Here is a 17,463-nt window from a genome sequence, read left to right as displayed (position 1 = left end):
TTCATATTTTTTACGGGCTGTTGTCATGATATGCATATGCTCGCAACAAAAAACACACCCAAATAAAAACCAGTGATTGTCACCGGTTTTTATTTGTTTATCTTTTATAAGCTTATGGCGCAGTGAATTTTAACCATTTATCCAGTTTATTTTGATCTTCAACAGTTAACTGAACTTCCTGCAGTTCAAGCGCATCGGCACTTATTGTAAAAGTCATAAGCTCATCTCGACGAAACGCATGTACAACATATTCACCCGATGCCTTGGCATAACGTGCCAATAGCTTTTCAGTCGCTTTTAAACCATCAATCGCAACAATCACATCTTGCGCAGAAAGGCCTGCTTTGGCTGCACTAGCACTACGGTTCACCTGTTGTACCAACACACCTTCTGGTTTGTCAGCCAACTTCATACCAAACGGTAATTGTTTGTCGCGCTGAATGCTGTAGTTCAGACCAAATTCTGGTAAAAGCTGATCGAGTGGCAATTCATCTGTGGTATTGATTAAATGATTAATCTGCTCAAGCCAATTATCACCAGTTAACTGTTCACACAATTCAAAAATGGTTCGCTCATTCACCTGAACACCATTTTGTGTATTGGCATACATTTTTTGTAGCAGTGCATCGAGGTTCGATCCACGTAAGCGCAGGCCTAAATCGAGACAAAGTGCAACCAAGCAGCCCTTGTTGTAATAACTGGTACCGGCATTGTTGGAGTTTTCATCTGGACGATAAAACTTGATCCATGCATCAAAACTTGACTCTGCCACAGTCTGAACAAATCTTCCCGGATTTTGTAAATAGCGGTCGATCTGTGCTTTGAGTAATTTTAAATACGATGCCTGTGAAATGACGCCACTTCTGAGCAGGACCAAATCATCGTAATACGATGTAAAGCCTTCAAAAATCCAGAGCAACGACGTATAACCTTCCTGATGCAAATTATACTGGGCAAAAGTTTCTGGTCGGATAAATTTGACCAGCCACGAATGAAAATACTCATGACTGCACAAGCCCAAAAAGCGCTGGTAATCTTCAGACGGTTCTTCTGCTTCATTCGGCTGTGGCAAATCGGTACGCGGAATAATTAAGCTGGTACTGTTACAGTGCTCAAGACCACCATAACTATTGCCAGTGGCCATAGTCATAAAGGTGTAATCTTTAAAAGGTGCCGAGCCAAAAATTGCAATTTCAGTCTGACAGATTTTCTCTAAATCTGATTTTAGGCGCTCGACATTGGTATTGTGTTGACCAGAAATCACCATTTCATGCTGAATTCCTGCTGCTTCAAATTCAAAGCGTGTCTGTTCAGCCAATTCAAACGGACTATCGATTAACTGATCATAATTTTCGGCTTTGAGTGTAAAGCGCCCTCTCACCAAGCTTTTTGCAGGTAAACCCGTAGCCAACTGAAAGTGTTTGAGCTCATCTGGAAGAAAAAGCTCAACTTCACATGGTTTTTCTTCTTGATTAGAAAGCCCCATACACACACAAGCTGGATTGACGTATAAACGGGTCTGATCAACATAGGCCCCACGCACCGACAGATCAAAAGCATAAACATCATATTCAACCGTAATGAGCTCGTGATCGTTGTTAAACAGTCTCCAGCGATTTTTTTGCTCTTTTTTAATTTGTAAAATACGACCCGCTTCATCGTATGCACGAACCGACTCAACATGTTTGGCAAACTCACGAATCAGGTAACTGCCCGGAATCCAGGTTGGAAGCCATAACTCCTGATTGGGGTCTGCAAGAAAACGTAAGGTGACATGAACGAGATGCTGACGATAGTCGTCAAATTCGATTTGATAATGCAACATAGTTCTACATAAGAATTAGCAAGATGATCTTAGCTTAGCATTTTTTTACAAAGTCTTGCGTAGTTGTCTTATTTGTCTGCAAAAGTCACTAGCCTTGAACCCAAAAAAGGCATAGCATGCGTGTGTTTTGGCATTTCCTGCTAGAGGATGGCAACCTAAGGTGAACACGTGCGACTGATACTGACCATTATTTCTTTATTTAGCCTTTTATGTGCATCTGTTGCACATGCAAATTTGCTTAATATTGCACCCGAGAGTGTTGAGGCAGAAGCATGGAGTATTGTGGATGCGCAATCTGGTCAAATCATTGCCGAGCACAACAGCCATGTACAACGGGCACCAGCATCTTTAACCAAAATGATGGTGGCTTACATTACCTTAAAAGAGCTAAAAGCAGGAAAGCTCCACAAAAATGACATTCTCACGGCAACACCTGTGGTCAATATGGTGATGTGGGATGAATCACAAATGTATCTCAAGCCGGGTGAGCAGATTTCAATCGATCAATTGCTTGCCGGTTTAATTGTGATGTCAGCCAACGATGCTGCGGTCAGTCTAGGTGAAAAAATTTCAGGTAACGTCCCCAACTTTGTGGCACGTATGAATCAAGAAGCACGCGCACTGGGAATGAAAGATACTCATTTTTCCAACCCGGCGGGTGTCACCATGACCGATCACTATTCTACATCGCATGATTTGAGCCTGCTTGCACAGGCAATTGTCAAAGAAACACCCGATTACTTAAATTACTCGAAACTTCCAAGTTTTCGCTATCAGCAGCGCTTTCATCGTGCGACCAATCTGGCGCTTAAAATGGACCCTACTGCTGACGGCCTGAAAACAGGTTACACCAAAGCTGCTGGATTTAACTTGGCATTAACTGCGAAGCGCCCAACCATGAATGTCGATTTGCCTGAGCGTCGACTGATTGTGGTGGTACTCGGCACTAAAAATGCATTTAAACGTGCCGAAGTGGCCAATAAACTCATGAATTTGGCCTACGCCTATACCCGTGATGAAGAAGTGATCAAAAACAAGCAATTGATTGCTGAGCTGCCTGTTGTGAAATCCACCTTAAAAATGTTTAAGGTCGAAACACATACGCCAACCATTGTGACTACATCGCTTTACAATCTGGCACAGCCAATTGATCTCAACAACTTTGATAACATTTCTCAGCGTTTGTTTACGCCAATGGCCAACGGTCAAAAGCAATGGATTGAACCCTTACAAACCACCAATACGCGTATTAATGTAGAACTGAATGAACAACAGTTGACCGCGCCTTTAATGAAAGCAATCAATTTGGCTACGGTTCAGATTTATCAAAACAACCAGTTGATTCACAGCATTCAGATTAACGATACAGTGCATATCGAAGAAGCAAATTTCTTTGAACGTTTCTTGATGTGGGTAAAGGGTTTGTTTAATCTGTTTGGGCATGACCAGCAAACAGCAAAGCTGTATCCGCTGCACTAAGTTGTAATCGTCAGATATATTCAGGCAGCTTCGGCTGCCTTTATTTTTGCAAAAACCTCAATAAAAATGCCATTTTCAACTCAAATTAAGACATTTTGAGCAGAAAACTCAATAAAATTTGATAAATCGCATTGAAAAGCTAAAAATCGTCTCCAACTAAGAAAAAATGAACGCTTAAATGTGAAATTTGTGAGATTTTGCGATTTTTAATCTACAAATCTGCTTTTTCACTTTATGATGTGAACTTAAATTGATTGAATGGATCAACAAACATGACTGCTATTGCAAATAACCACGTGGTTTCATTCCACTACAAATTAACGAATGCTGAAGGTGAAACCCTTGACCAATCTCAAGGCGAACCACTTGCCTATTTGCACGGTGCAGGTAACATCATCCCAGGTTTGGAAAATGCACTTGTAGGTAAAGCTGTTGGTGACAAATTTACAGTGAATGTTCCAGCTGCTGAAGGTTATGGCGAGTACAATCCTGATCTCGTTCAAGAAGTTCCAGCTCAAATGTTCCAAGGTGTTGAAAACATTCAACCGGGCATGCAGTTCCAAGCGCAAACTGATGACGGCGTTCAGATCGTTACAGTTAAAGCTGTTGAAGGCGACAACATTGTTGTTGATGCCAACTTCCCGCTTGCTGGTCAAGATTTAACGTTTGAAGTTGAAATCGTTGAAATTCGTGATGCAACTCAAGAAGAGTTAGATCACGGACACGTTCACGGTGTAGGTGGTCACCACCACTAAGCTGGAAATATCCAGTATAAAAGGTAAGGCTTCGGTCTTACCTTTTTTTATGCATCCAACACACAAAAAATGATAAAAATAGAGCATGAACTAAAATTAAACAGCATTTCACATCTCGCTCACTTTTTTACTTATAAGATTAAAGACAATTCGCTTTCACACACTTTATAAATTTAAACACTTTAAATAGGTCTACAGATGAATCAATTGATCTGGTTTCGAAATGATCTTCGGTTAAACGATCAATCTGCGCTATGGCATGCAACACAGGCCGGCACAACGCTTGCATTGGTTATTTTCTCTCCTGAGCAATGGCAACGTCATGATGATGCGCCGATAAAAATCGATTTTTATTTACGTCAACTTGCACAGCTTAAAGACGATTTAACAGCACTCAATATTCCGCTGATTGTACGCACCATTCCATTATGGAAAGATATTCCAGATGAGCTAGTCAAGCTGGTAGAGTACTACAAGATTGAAAATGTTTATGCCAATGTCGAAGTAGGCATTAACGAACTTGAGCGGGATCATCAGGCTCAAACAGCACTCAATGCCATTCAAAAAGATTTAAAACTGTATCAAGATAAAACCCTATTCACTTTAGGCAGTATTCGTAATAAAAGTGATGCGCCTTATCAGGTGTATACACCATTTAAGAAAAACTGCTACGAACTGCTCAATATCAGTCTTCCTCAATGCTTCCCGCAACCCGAAGCTCAGTCGGATGTACCAAAAATCAAAGCAGATGACTCAAAACTTCCTTCCATGACGGACTTGGGTTATGACGAAATCGATAAAAAAACCCAAGCCCTCTGGCCTGTTGGTGAAAAAGCAGCGCATAAGCGTCTTGAAGCGTTTATAAAAGATAAAATCAATCACTATCACGAGCTGCGTGACTATCCGGCCGCTGAAGGAACCAGTTGTATTTCACCGTATTTGACCATTGGTCTGGTGTCTATTCGTCAATGTGTACAGGCAATTTTTGCAAAACATCAGGGCCAGTTTTTATTAGAAAATAAAGGTCAGGAAGTTTGGCTCAATGAGTTACTCTGGCGCGAGTTTTATCAGCAACTCATGTTTGACTTTCCAAAGCTGTCGCGCCATCAGCCCTTTCAAGATCAAACCAAAACCATTCCATGGAAAGACAATGACGCGCATTTTGAAGCATGGACACAAGGTCAAACCGGCATTCCGATTGTCGATGCCGCCATGCGTCAGCTCAAGGCGACAGGCTGGATGCATAACCGTGTCCGTATGATTTGTGCCATGTTTCTGACCAAAAATCTACTGATCGATTGGCGTAAAGGCGAACAATGGTTTATGCAACATTTGATCGATGGTGATTTTGCGGCCAATAATGGCGGCTGGCAATGGAGTGCTTCGACGGGCACCGATGCCGCACCCTATTTCCGTATTTTTAATCCAGTCAACCAATCGGAAAAATTCGATCCAGACGGGAAATTTCTTAGAGAATGGCTCCCCGAACTCAAACATTTGGATAACACTCGAATCCATGAGCCATACGCGAGTAAACAAATCTCAAAGCTCAACTATCCAAAACCGATTGTCGATTTAAAAGCCAGTCGTGCAGAGGCGATTGAAGTATTTAAAAATAATTAACTCATCTGTTGGCTTTCAGAAGGCTATTTATGTTTTTCTGGAAGCTTTACCCCATTCAAACCGGAACTCAAGTCATGCCATAAAATAAAATAGAAAAAACAGCTGACTTGCTATATTGTGATAACGTTTAATAAAAATATGCGTTTGTTTTATTTTGAATAAGTAAAAACTAAGAATAAACCGTTTTACTCATCTCATCGATTTATGTATTCAGGTAAGCCTATGACCTACTCGCATCATGCAGAAGATCACTATATTCATCGTACCGGTTGGCTACGTGCCTCTGTGCTGGGGGCGAACGACGGGATTATTTCAGTGACCAGCTTAGTCATGGGAATGGCCGCGAGTGGTGCAAGCTCGCATACCTTGTTTATTGCTTGTCTGGCCGGTTTGATATCGGGTGCAACGTCCATGGCCGCAGGTGAATATGTCTCGGTTCAGTCGCAAAAGGACATTGAGCATGCCGATTTGAAGTTTGAGGCAAGAGAGCTTGAAAAGAATCCTCATCTTGAATTAGAAGAGTTAACCATTATTTACATGCGCCGCGGCTTAAGCCCAGAATTGGCCAAAGAAGTTGCCATTCAGTTAACCGAGAAAGATGCACTTGAAGCACATGCGCGCGATGAAATTGGTATTATTGAGCAAACAGCGGCACGTCCTATTCAAGCCGCGTTTTCATCGGCTTTGTCTTTTTCATTGGGCGCACTTTGCCCGATGCTGGCTATTTTGCTGAGTCCTGAACATTTGGTGTCGATCGTGGTGTTGATTGTCGGCGTATGTTCTTTGGCAATCATGGGGGCACTGTCGAGTTATTTTGCCGGTACAGCACTATGGAAAGGCAGCTTACGGATTACACTTTGGGGCATTTTGGCGATGGCCTTTTCAAGCTGGGTTGGGTCATTTTTTCAAGTCGGACCAATTTAATCTTGAGCTGAAAATGGTCAATCAGGCCTCAAACAACATTAGATGATCTTTTCATTCATATATCGCCAGTAACGCTTTGGCACATACTGAATATGCAATTTAATGTTTTTACGGGCCTGAATGTTGACGCTGTTGAAGTAGTCTTTCCAGAGCTGATCGTAGAGCATCTCCTGCTCATCCAGTTCAAGGTCAAAATTCTGACTAAAGCCATTGTCGATATTTTTATCGATGGTACTCGCATTGAGTTCGACTTGATGAATGGTATTTAAATCGTAATAAATACCGTAGTGGCGTTTTTCATCGTAAATCAGCCACTCTTGATCTTGGTAACGGGCCTTAAAATGTCGTTGAATCAACGGCAATACATTAAAATCTGGACGAACCAGACTGATAAAAAGTTCTTCTTTGGTTTTTTTAAACCGTACAAATGCTTCCATACGATGTTTTTCACGTCCCACTTGCTTGGTCCACTGTGCAACACCTAACACATCTGGATTGCCATAATTTTTTTCAATCGAAATATGGCTTTGAAAGACATAGACGGCAAAATTGAACAAATGTTGATAAGCCGGCAGTTGCTCAGACAAATAGCTGTAATAAAAGCGTTTCAAGCCTTCATTTGAGAGTTTTTGACTTAAACCTTCCCAAACGCGTTTGGCCTGTGCCTCATGGCTCGCAATCTCAATGGTTTCGGCAAGCAACGAATCTTGAGCCTGATGTTCAAGCGCCAACGTCACATTAAACTCTTTAAACTGAAATGCACGAAAGATACAGCATAAAAGCCCGGTCATTGTGCCATCAAACTGATATATCACCATCGCTAAAAGCCAAACCCCAACTGCGGTGATAATTGTTTGGTGTACTTAGATTGACCCGACTGCAGAATTTGCTGGCGAACCTGTGTCGGATGTAGCTCTTTTTTATAGGCTGGCGTGTCGATACAAAACATAAAATGCTGCGCGCGGCTATAGGCCACACCCATTTTTTTAAGTTGGTCGGTACGTAGTGGACCAAAACGACGCGCCTGAATAATTTTTTTGGCCGAACGTACCCCAATGCCTGGAATTCGTAGGATCATTTGATAGTCTGCTCGATTGATATCGACAGGAAAATATTCGGGATGTCGAAGTGCCCAGCTTAACTTTGGATCGACCTCCAAATCCAGATTAGGAAACTGCGGATTGACAATCTCATTGGCAGCAAAGCCATAAAAGCGCATCAGCCAATCAGACTGATACAAACGATTTTCACGTAATAACGGGGGTGCAGAACCAATCGCTGGCAAAGCCTTGTCTTGATCATTAATTGGGATATAACCTGAGTAGTAAACCCGTTTAAGCTTGTAATCTTTATAATGCTGATCGGCCATCATCATGACATCATAATCAGTCTCATTTGAGGCACCTACCACCATTTGTGTAGTTTGACCCGCAGGTACAAATTTTGGCACAGAGCGAATCAGCTTGCGTTCATCTTTAAACTGAATTAAGCGGTCTCGAACAATGCCTAAATCTTTTTGTACTTCGGCGTGGCTTTTCTCAGGTGCAAATTGTTTTAAACCTGCTTCAGTCGGCATTTCAAGATTAATACTCATACGGTCGGCATAAAGCCCCGCCTCGGTAATCAGCTCTGGTGAAGCACCCGGAATGGTTTTTAAATGAATATAGCCGTTGAAATTTTCTTCCAAACGTAATTTTTTAACCACTTGAAGCATTCGCTCCATAGTGTAATCGGCAGACTTAAAAATTCCTGAACTTAAAAATAAACCTTCTATATAATTACGACGATAAAAATTAATGGTCAGATCGACCACTTCTTGCACCGTAAATGCAGCTCGTTTGACATCATTTGAACGTCTGGATACGCAATAAGAGCAGTCATAAATACACACATTGCTAAATAGAATTTTAAGGAGCGAGACACAGCGGCCGTCTTCGGTATAGCTATGGCAAATACCCGATCCGGTATTTCCCAACCCTTTGTCTTTGTTTTTTCGATCACTGCCGCTTGATGAACATGAAACGTCATACTTGGCTGCATCTGCAAGAATTTGCAGCTTTTCACGAATACGATCTGTCATGCATGTCTACCTGATCTGCGATTGCCCATAGTGCTATTATAAAAAATCGCCGGTCAGTGTAGACATGCATTTGATGTATTTACGACACCAGATGTCGCGTTAAATGTAAACAACTTTGCGTTGCAGCACACCGCCTCAATCTGTCATGTACAGATAAATAATATACGCCGCAAGCTTCGCTGTCCGATGATCGAGATCAAAATTTGGATTACATTCTGCAACGTCCAAAACTTTCACTTTCCCGCTTGCCTTGATGCGTTGCAGCAGAAGTTCAAAAATAGCCAGATCGATCCCTTTAACGGCCGGTGCACTTACGCCCGGAGCGATGCTGGCATGAAATACATCGAGATCAATCGTGATATAAAGCTCATCTACACGCGCTATAAAGGTATCTATTTTTCGCAATACAACATCAAGATTGCTGCTATTTAGCTCATGATCGAACAAATAATCGCAATGAAGCCGCTCGGCTGTTTCAAATAAGGCTTGAGTATTTGAATGTTTGGCAACGCCTAAGCATAAATAATGAAACTCTTGACCATGTTTTGCAGATAGCATTGCGGCATCGTAAAAAGGCGTACCTGATGTGACTTGAGTGGCTTCACGCAAATCAAAGTGAGCATCGAAGTTAATGACGCCAACTTTTTTATTTAAATCTTGATTTAAGACATGCCGAAATAACCCAGAAAAACTTCCAAAAGCTACCTCGTGACCGCCACCGATTACGACAGGTTTACTGCCCTGTTGCAAACATGCATCTACTGCTGTCGCAAGTTGCTCCTGCGCTGCTTCAAGTGCAGCATCTTCACAGTAAATCGTGCCCCAATCTGAAATCGAAATACTTTGATGAACCGGCAAATTACTGAACTGAGTGCGAATTGCATCTGGCGCAAGCGACGCTCCCACCCGGCCATGATTTCGTCGTACACCTTCATCGGATGCAAACCCGATCAGCGTATACGTAGCCGTCGGGCTTTGCCCCACAAGATGGTGAAAGCGTAAATGCGCTGTGCCATCACCATCGTGACGCCCTTTCCACTGAAAGCTTGGGTGAATTGTCATTCCCTTTACCTCATGCATAAACTGAATATTCAATTTCCTGACCATGACGAATAATTCGCTTGGACAAATCTCCGCCCAGCCAGTAGGTCAGTTCTGAGGGGTGTTCGATCTCCCAGGCAACAAAATCGGCCACCTTACCCACTTCCAGACTACCGTGTGAATGTTGTAAGCCCAAAGCCTGTGCGGCATGTAGGGTTACACCAGCCAGTGTCTGTTCAGGTGTTAGTCGAAACAAGGTGCTGCCCATGTTCATTATCAGTCTTAAAGAAAGCGCAGGCGATGTTCCTGGGTTTAGATCACTCGACAAGGCAATTGGCACACCATGTTGCTGCAACAAAGCCACTGGTGGATATTTTGTTTCGCGTAAGAAATAAAAAGCACCAGGCAATAAAACCGCAACGGTGTTATTTTTTGCCATCGCAATCACATCTTGCTCAGTTAAATACTCCAGATGATCTGCTGAAAGTGCCTGATAACGTGCTGCCAGTGCGGCTCCCCCCAATGCAGAAAGCTGTTCTGCATGAAGCTTGACTGGCAGATTTAGCTGCTGCGCCGTTTGAAACACGCGCTCCACTTGTGCTGGCGTAAAAGCCAGATATTCACAAAATGCATCTACCGCATCGATCAGGCCTTCGGCATGTAGCTTAGGTAGCATCTCGTTACAGATATGATCGATATATGCATCTTGATCTGTGCTGCTATATTCTGGTGGCATGGCGTGTGCCGCAAGGCAGGTACTCTTCACGGTCATGGGGAGCTGCTTGGCAATTTGACGAATCACCCGCAGCATTTTACGTTCGTTTGTATAGTCCAGCCCATAGCCCGACTTAATCTCAATACTGGTCACACCGTCTCTTAACAGGGCACGAACGCGCTTGAGACCCGAAGCCAGTAATTCATCTTCATTGGCGGCGCGGGTTGCACGCACAGTGCTGGCAATACCCCCTCCTTGTGCTGCAATTTCGGCGTAGCTCACCCCTTCAAGACGCTGCTCAAACTCTAAACTTCGATTGCCACCAAAAACACTGTGTGTATGGCAGTCAATTAGCCCCGGTGTCACCCAGCGTCCTTGCAAGTCACAGACCTGTACATCTGTAATATCAGGCAAGTCCTGTTCTGGACCAATCCAGTCAATATGTGTACCTGAACTGATCAATGCCGCATTTTTTATGATTGAATATTGACCGTCACGCATAGTTGCCATGTGACAGTTTTTCCAAAGCGTTTTCATTGTTTTTTCCTGAAGCAGCATACGCACATGATACGGATGCTGCTTAAGTGTTATCGTTCCATTTCTGCACGGTGCTCAAGCGCTGTGGTGTCTTCTTCTACATGATCTTGCTTGGGTTTCACCCAAATCATGTAAGCAATCCAGAGTAAAATCAGCCAGCCGGCACCCACATAAATCGCAGGTCGGGAGTCTGGGAAATATCCCATCATCACCAAAATAAACAGCATAAATATAATTGCGAAGGCTGGTGCAATTGGCCAACCAATCACCGGAAAATCGAGCGCTTTGATTTCAGCCGCAGAGAGTTTGCGACGCATCGCGACTTGTGAAAGCAAAATCATCAACCATACCCACACCGTCGCGAAGGTGGCAATGGAGGCAATAATGATGAATACATTTTCAGGGATAAGATAATTTAAAATGACGCCAACCAGCAACACACCCGCCATAACGACCACGGTCATCCATGGCACGCCGTTCTTAGAAAGCTTTTGAAAGATTTGAGGGGCTTGTCCGCGACTCGACATGCCATACAGCATACGCCCTGCACCAAATACATCACTGTTAATGGCCGAAATTGCAGCGGTGATCACCACAATATTTAAAATCGTGGCAGCAGAACCAATGCCCAAATTTTCAAAAATTTGTACAAAGGGACTACCCTGGCTGCCAATCTGGTTCCATGGAAAGATCGACATTAATACAAAAATAGTCAGCACATAAAATAGTAAAATACGTACCGGTACTGCATTAATAGCTTTCGGCAGAGTCTTTTTCGGATCTTGTGATTCACCTGCGGTAATCCCAATAATCTCGATGCCTCCAAAAGCAAACACCACCACCGACAAACAGGCAATCAGTCCTGCAATGCCGTTTGGCATAAAGCCATCATGAATCCAGAGATTTTGTAATCCCGGTGTAAAGCTCGAATGATCTGCATGAAAACCGTAAAGCATCAGGCCCAAACCACCCACAATCATGGCGATAATGGCAGTGACCTTGACAATTGACAACCAGAACTCAAGCTCACCAAATACTTTAACGTGAATGAGGTTAATCCCGCCCAGAAACATGATCAATGACATGATCCAGATCCAGCGCGGTACATCGGGGTACCAAAACCCCATGTAAATCCCAAATGCGGTGACATCGGCGAGTGCCACAATCACCATCTCAAACACATAAGTCCAGCCGGTGGTAAAGCCGGCGAGCGGCCCAATATACTGCGAGGCATAATGACTAAATGAACCCGATACTGGGTTATGTACCGCCATTTCGCCCAGCGCCCGCATTACAATATAAATTGCAATTCCGGCAATGATATACGCCAAGATGACCGAAGGGCCTGCCATTTTAATTGCTGTTGCTGAACCATAAAATAAACCCGTTCCAATGGCAGAGCCTAAGGCCAGAAAACGGATATGACGGGTATTCAACCCGCGCTGTAATGTGGAGTGTTGTGACATTTTAATCTCCAATCCTTGAGGAAATTCAGTTAGATTCGGCCACTCCATGTGACCGATTTATAGATCACACTTCAGACAAACTCGGCAATAATTTTGGAAGAATTAACGCATTTAGGCATCCGCTTGCGAGTAACGCGCTGGCCTGCTCGATATCAGGTGCAAAAAAACGATCTTCGCTGTAATAAGGCACTTGATCACGCAATAAATGCCGCGCGCGTTCAAGTTTTGGTGAACTTTTCAATCCTTCACGAAAATCAAGTCCTTGGCATGCCCCGAGCCACTCTACCGCCAGAATGCCACGTACGTTGTCGGCCATATACCACAAACGTTTTCCGGCATTTGGCGCCATGGATACGTGGTCTTCCTGATTGGCAGACGTCGGTAGACTATCGACACTGGCAGGATGTGCAAGTGCTTTATTGTCACTTGCCAATGCAGCTGCTGTCACCTGTGCAATCATAAAGCCAGAGTTGACACCACCATTGGCCACCAGAAAAGGCGGTAACTGTGACATATGGCGATCCATCATCATGGAAATACGACGCTCTGACAACGAGCCTATTTCCGCAATTGCCAGTGCCAAATTATCTGCAGCCATCGCCACAGGCTCTGCATGGAAGTTTCCTCCCGAAATCACATCGTCCTCTGCCGCAAAGACCAGCGGATTGTCAGACACTGCATTCGCTTCAATTTCAAGAACTTCAGCTGCTTGACGAATTTGCGTCAGACACGCTCCCATTACTTGCGGCTGACAACGTAGTGAATACGGATCTTGAACTTTACTGCACTCTTCGTGCGACAACCCAATTTCACTCGACTCTGTCAGTAAGTCACGATATGCTGCTGCAACATCAATTTGCCCGCGCTGACCACGTACCTCATGAATTCTTGCATCAAACGGCGCGCGTGATCCGAGCATGGCTTCAACGCTTAAACCACCACATACAGTTGCTGCTGCAAAGAGATCTTCTGCTTCAAAGAGTCCGCGCAAGGCATAGGCAGTAGAGGCCTGTGTTCCATTGAGCAGCGCCAGACCTTCTTTAGCTGCCAGTGAAATCGGCTCAAGGCCGGCTATTTTAAGGGCTTCAACTGCTGAAATCCACTGTCCTTGATAGCGCGCTTTACTTTCACCAAGTAATACCAGCGACATATGGGCCAGTGGCGCTAAATCTCCCGAAGCTCCCACAGAGCCTTTTAAGGGAATATGCGGGTAGACTTCGGCATTGATCAGCGCGAGCAGTGCATCAATCACTTTACGGCGAATGCCTGAAAAACCGCGTGCTAAGCTATTGGCTTTGAGCAACATAATTAAGCGCACCATAGCATCATCGAGTGGTTCGCCCACCCCTGCTGCATGTGACAGCACCAATGAGCGTTGCAATTTTTCTAAATCTTCAGGTGCAATTTTGGTCGATGCGAGTAAGCCAAAACCTGTATTAATGCCATAGGCCGTGCGACCTTCGTTTACGATTTTTTCGACACAGGCCACACTGGCATTGATCGCCGCAGATGCGCTCTCATCGAGTTTTACCTTAATCGGCTGATGATAAGCTTGGCGTAAATCTGCGAGGGTGAGTTTGCCCGGTTGAAGTAAGAGTTCCATGTTTGGCGTCCTGTTTGCGCTATATTTATTTTAGATGCTGATTCGGTATCAGCATCTATCACCTCAATTTGAGCAAGTTATTGCGTGATCATTGGCAAGTTTAGTCCTTGCTCTTTGGCACAATCAATTGCGATTTCATAGCCTGCATCGGCATGACGCATTACACCAGTTGCAGGGTCATTCGTTAAAACTCGTGCAATACGTGCTGCTGCTTCGTCTGTGCCATCACAGACAATCACCACACCTGAATGCTGAGAAAAGCCCATTCCGACACCGCCACCATGATGCAATGATACCCATGTCGCACCACCTGCTGTGTTCAGTAGTGCATTTAAAAGTGGCCAGTCCGATACAGCATCAGAGCCATCTTTCATCGATTCGGTTTCACGGTTTGGACTTGCCACCGAGCCAGAATCGAGATGATCACGCCCAATGACCACTGGCGCTGACAACTCACCACTACGAACCATTTCGTTAAATGCCAATCCGAGTTTGGCACGCAGGCCCAACCCGACCCAGCAAATACGTGCAGGTAAACCTTGGAAGCTAATTCGCTCACGTGCCATATCTAACCAGCGATGTAAATGCGCATCGTCAGGAATTAACTCCTTCACTTTCGCATCAGTTTTATAGATATCTTCTGGATCTCCCGAAAGTGCAGCCCAGCGGAATGGCCCTATTCCACGACAGAAAAGTGGACGAATATAGGCCGGTACAAAACCTGGAAAATCGAATGCATTTTCTACACCCACTTCTTTGGCCATTTGGCGAATATTATTGCCATAGTCGAAGGTTGGAATGCCCATATTCTTAAAATCAAGCATGGCTTGAACGTGCTGCGCCATCGATTTTTTAGCAGCTTGAACCACCTGCTCTGGCTCGGTTTTAGAGCGCTCACGGTATTCATTCCATGTCCAACCTACAGGTAAATAACCATTGAGCGGATCATGTGCACTGGTCTGATCTGTTACCATATCTGGACGTACTCCGCGGCGCACCAGTTCAGGTAAAATCTCTGCTGCATTTCCATGCAAGGCAATAGAAACAGCTTGACCTTCTTGAGTGTATTTTTCAATACGCGCCAGTGCATCGTCTAAATCTGTTGCTTGCTCATCGACATAGCGTGTGCGTAAACGAAAATCGATACTCGCTTGCTGACACTCGATATTTAAAGAACAAGCACCTGCCAGCGTTGCAGCAAGTGGCTGAGCACCGCCCATTCCCCCCAAACCTGCGGTCAATACCCAGCGCCCTTTCAAATTGCCGTTGTAGTGCTGACGACCAGCTTCTACAAAAGTTTCATAGGTTCCCTGCACAATTCCTTGGCTACCAATGTAGATCCAAGAGCCTGCTGTCATTTGCCCATACATTGCCAAGGCTTTGGCATCGAGATCATTAAAATGTTCCCAATTGGCCCAGTGCGGCACAAGGTTTGAATTTGCAATTAGGACGCGTGGCGCATCTTGATGGGTTTTAAACACGCCGACAGGCTTGCCCGATTGAACCAATAAAGTTTCATCAATTTCTAAATTTTTAAGGGTTTCGACAATTTTATCGAAACATTCCCAGTTTCGTGCAGCACGACCAATCCCTCCGTAAACCACCAGTTCTTTCGGATTTTCTGCCACATCTGGATCAAGATTATTCATCAGCATGCGTAATGGTGCTTCGGTCAGCCAGCTTTTGGTGTTGAGCTTTGTACCGCGAGGTGCACGAATTTCGATATCACGGAATTTGGTTGTTGCTGTGGTCACAAGAGGACTCCTTCCTTTGAGTTTGAAGTGAAATTTAATCTCACTTCACTGTATAGTTATGTATTAACTTGTATATACATCCATATACTACACAAATCCTTTTTAATGAAAAGATGCTTTTTTAAAAATTGTGGAAATTAATATATAAGACAATGTTTTTCATTGTTTTAATTTTTGTACGCCATAAAAAAACACATACAACCTAGGGCTGTATGTGTTGCTTTGATCCATTCAAAAATTTACTTTCTTAATTCAATTATGCACAAATTCTTAAAAATTCCAGAAATCGTGAGTATGGATTCTACCGCTTCTTGCCGATCTAAAAGTATACTTTCATAATGCAGAAGCAGGCAGGATTTTCCATTTATTTGTAGTACCTGAGGCTCGGTCGAGGCATTAAACAGAAAAATAAGATCTGCCGAAATATGACGAGTTTGCGCCGACTTTGCAGCCAAGCGTACATGCTGCGCTTGCCAGAGATTTGGGTTATAAATCAGATTAAAGTCACGAATCGGCCCATTTAACAATTCGGCAAATACGTTACGCTCGCCAGAAAAGCAGATGCTTTGGCCCTTATTGAGTTGATGGACAATCCCCTCAATGTTCAAACAAAGCCCTGCACCCTCTAATACACTCAAGATGCGTTGCATTCCCAAAAAGTTGGAAAATGCACCAGATGCAGAAACATCCGCCATGGAAATTCGCCACTCAAAATGCGCCAGATCATCGCCAGCACTTCGAGCCAATTCCAGCGTATATCCCAAACCATTCTTCCAGCGCATTTTTTTATAGTCTGAGGCCAGAAGATGTTTCATCATTGGGTAAATTTACCTTCCAGAAAATAGCGACTGCCCGGATAAATCAATCTTGCGCTTGAAACCAATTGTTTGTTCGACCATGTACGACGTCGAATCAGCAGGCACGGTTCAGTTTTATTAATTTTGAGCCATTTACATTCCTGTGCTGTTGCGAGAATGGCAGTGACCACGTGTTCACCTTCAGTTACCGGCGCCTTAGACATCAAATATGCATTAGGTGTAATGTTTTGAAAGTCTTGATCAAGATAATCAGGAATGATGACCGGATCGACTAGACGATCTTCAATTTGGACAGGTACATCATTTTCAAAATGTACAATAATCGAGTGGAACAGTGTCTGTCCTTCACGAATTTGCATTAACACACTTTGTTCGGCATTGGCCTGAATTTTCTCAAGCACCAGTACTTGGGCATGATGCTTATGATTTCGAGCCAATATTTCTTCGGCAATATTATTGACCTGAAATAACGCAGTTCGCCCTTGTCCTTCTGCAACAAATGACCCAACGCCCTGAATACGAACCAGTAAGCCTTCAGTGGTCAGCTCTCGAAGTGCTCGATTTACTGTCATCCGGCTACAGCCAAGCAAATTGACCAATTCACTTTCAGATGGAATCTTTTTGTTTACAGGCCAAGTCCCGTCATAAATACGCTGTGAAATCATGTGCTTTACACGCAGATATAACGGAACAGGGCTGTCTTGTGCCAGCGAGAGTTCCAGATCATTGTGTGTGGTAGGTCTTGACATCAGTTCCGGCTCATAGAATATTTACTCGTATATTTTAGCGTGATTTAGCTTTAATTGTATATACAAGACTATACATATGAATTTTTATTTGATT

At 43.8% G+C, this 17,463-nt stretch carries 14 protein-coding genes; 4 read left to right on the top strand and 10 right to left on the bottom strand.

Translation table 11 applies throughout. The features are described from left to right. Nucleotides 1-112 precede the first annotated feature (112 nt). Nucleotides 113-1,825: a M61 family metallopeptidase gene (locus KCV09_RS01890; protein ID WP_055415692.1), complete on the bottom strand. Its 1,713-nt coding sequence runs from the start codon at nt 1,823-1,825 to the stop codon at nt 113-115. Between the two features lie 168 nt (nt 1,826-1,993). On the opposite strand from KCV09_RS01890, the gene KCV09_RS01885 reads away from it, so the two are divergent. The 4 genes from KCV09_RS01885 to KCV09_RS01870 all read left to right on the top strand — a co-directional run bounded on the left by KCV09_RS01885 (nt 1,994) and on the right by KCV09_RS01870 (nt 6,606). Beyond that, on the top strand, nt 1,994-3,304 hold the full coding sequence (locus tag KCV09_RS01885; RefSeq protein WP_212515445.1) for a D-alanyl-D-alanine carboxypeptidase PBP6B: 1,311 nt from the start codon (nt 1,994-1,996) through the stop codon (nt 3,302-3,304). Between the two features lie 272 nt (nt 3,305-3,576). Then, nucleotides 3,577-4,059, top strand: coding sequence for an FKBP-type peptidyl-prolyl cis-trans isomerase (locus tag KCV09_RS01880; protein ID WP_004936362.1), 483 nt, complete (start codon nt 3,577-3,579; stop codon nt 4,057-4,059). 198 nt (nt 4,060-4,257) lie between these two features. Next, nucleotides 4,258-5,682: a deoxyribodipyrimidine photo-lyase gene (gene phrB, locus KCV09_RS01875; protein ID WP_208476923.1), complete on the top strand. Its 1,425-nt coding sequence runs from the start codon at nt 4,258-4,260 to the stop codon at nt 5,680-5,682. A gap of 222 nt (nt 5,683-5,904) precedes the next feature. After that, entirely contained in the window at nt 5,905-6,606 is a 702-nt protein-coding gene (locus KCV09_RS01870) for a VIT1/CCC1 transporter family protein (protein ID WP_004936356.1), read from the top strand. A gap of 38 nt (nt 6,607-6,644) precedes the next feature. Here KCV09_RS01870 and KCV09_RS01865 read toward each other — a convergent pair whose 3' ends face one another. The 9 genes from KCV09_RS01865 to hutC form a co-directional block, all read right to left on the bottom strand. Continuing rightward, nucleotides 6,645-7,424 carry a TIGR03915 family putative DNA repair protein gene (locus KCV09_RS01865; RefSeq protein WP_212515444.1) on the bottom strand — a complete coding sequence of 260 codons (780 nt, stop codon included), beginning with the start codon at nt 7,422-7,424 and terminating at the stop codon, nt 6,645-6,647. 2 nt (nt 7,425-7,426) lie between these two features. After that, nucleotides 7,427-8,686, bottom strand: coding sequence for a putative DNA modification/repair radical SAM protein (locus tag KCV09_RS01860; RefSeq protein WP_004936346.1), 1,260 nt, complete (start codon nt 8,684-8,686; stop codon nt 7,427-7,429). A gap of 135 nt (nt 8,687-8,821) precedes the next feature. Beyond that, on the bottom strand, nt 8,822-9,742 hold the full coding sequence (gene hutG / locus KCV09_RS01855; RefSeq protein ID WP_212515744.1) for a formimidoylglutamase: 921 nt from the start codon (nt 9,740-9,742) through the stop codon (nt 8,822-8,824). 16 nt (nt 9,743-9,758) lie between these two features. Next, nucleotides 9,759-10,979 carry an imidazolonepropionase gene (gene hutI, locus KCV09_RS01850; protein ID WP_151815721.1) on the bottom strand — a complete coding sequence of 407 codons (1,221 nt, stop codon included), beginning with the start codon at nt 10,977-10,979 and terminating at the stop codon, nt 9,759-9,761. A 50-nt stretch (nt 10,980-11,029) separates the two neighbouring features. Continuing rightward, complete coding sequence (locus KCV09_RS01845) at nt 11,030-12,445, bottom strand: amino acid permease (protein WP_119025452.1); 1,416 nt, start codon at nt 12,443-12,445, stop codon at nt 11,030-11,032. A gap of 64 nt (nt 12,446-12,509) precedes the next feature. Beyond that, nucleotides 12,510-14,048 (bottom strand): histidine ammonia-lyase, encoded by a 1,539-nt coding sequence (hutH, locus tag KCV09_RS01840; RefSeq protein WP_076032774.1) that lies wholly within the window; start codon nt 14,046-14,048, stop codon nt 12,510-12,512. A gap of 77 nt (nt 14,049-14,125) precedes the next feature. Continuing rightward, nucleotides 14,126-15,802: a urocanate hydratase gene (gene hutU / locus KCV09_RS01835; RefSeq protein ID WP_055415684.1), complete on the bottom strand. Its 1,677-nt coding sequence runs from the start codon at nt 15,800-15,802 to the stop codon at nt 14,126-14,128. Nucleotides 15,803-16,041: 239 nt separating this feature from the next. Further along, nucleotides 16,042-16,620 (bottom strand): HutD/Ves family protein, encoded by a 579-nt coding sequence (locus KCV09_RS01830; protein ID WP_088459490.1) that lies wholly within the window; start codon nt 16,618-16,620, stop codon nt 16,042-16,044. Further along, nucleotides 16,617-17,369, bottom strand: a complete 753-nt coding sequence (hutC, locus tag KCV09_RS01825) for a histidine utilization repressor (RefSeq protein ID WP_004936319.1) — start codon at nt 17,367-17,369, stop codon at nt 16,617-16,619. The genes KCV09_RS01830 and hutC overlap by 4 nt, the downstream gene beginning before the upstream one ends. Nucleotides 17,370-17,463: the final 94 nt, after the last annotated feature.

Origin of the sequence: Acinetobacter soli (assembly GCF_018139125.1) — a bacterium.
Lineage (GTDB): Bacteria > Pseudomonadota > Gammaproteobacteria > Pseudomonadales > Moraxellaceae > Acinetobacter > Acinetobacter soli.
Note: the sequence above shows the minus strand (reverse complement) of the source record. Positions and strands in the feature narration are given on the sequence as shown.

Excerpts from the sequence above, each read along its gene's own strand:
- phrB (WP_208476923.1), top strand. The coding sequence starts at position 4,258 with ATGAATCAATTGATCTGGTTTCGAAATGATCTTCGGTTAAACGATCAA.
- hutH (WP_076032774.1), bottom strand. The coding sequence starts at position 14,048 with ATGGAACTCTTACTTCAACCGGGCAAACTCACCCTCGCAGATTTACGC.
- KCV09_RS01845 (WP_119025452.1), bottom strand. The coding sequence starts at position 12,445 with ATGTCACAACACTCCACATTACAGCGCGGGTTGAATACCCGTCATATC.
- KCV09_RS01860 (WP_004936346.1), bottom strand. The coding sequence starts at position 8,686 with ATGACAGATCGTATTCGTGAAAAGCTGCAAATTCTTGCAGATGCAGCC.
- KCV09_RS01830 (WP_088459490.1), bottom strand. The coding sequence starts at position 16,620 with ATGATGAAACATCTTCTGGCCTCAGACTATAAAAAAATGCGCTGGAAG.
- hutC (WP_004936319.1), bottom strand. The coding sequence starts at position 17,369 with ATGTCAAGACCTACCACACACAATGATCTGGAACTCTCGCTGGCACAA.
- hutI (WP_151815721.1), bottom strand. The coding sequence starts at position 10,979 with ATGAAAACGCTTTGGAAAAACTGTCACATGGCAACTATGCGTGACGGT.
- KCV09_RS01865 (WP_212515444.1), bottom strand. The coding sequence starts at position 7,424 with ATGGTGATATATCAGTTTGATGGCACAATGACCGGGCTTTTATGCTGT.
- KCV09_RS01870 (WP_004936356.1), top strand. The coding sequence starts at position 5,905 with ATGACCTACTCGCATCATGCAGAAGATCACTATATTCATCGTACCGGT.
- KCV09_RS01890 (WP_055415692.1), bottom strand. The coding sequence starts at position 1,825 with ATGTTGCATTATCAAATCGAATTTGACGACTATCGTCAGCATCTCGTT.
- KCV09_RS01880 (WP_004936362.1), top strand. The coding sequence starts at position 3,577 with ATGACTGCTATTGCAAATAACCACGTGGTTTCATTCCACTACAAATTA.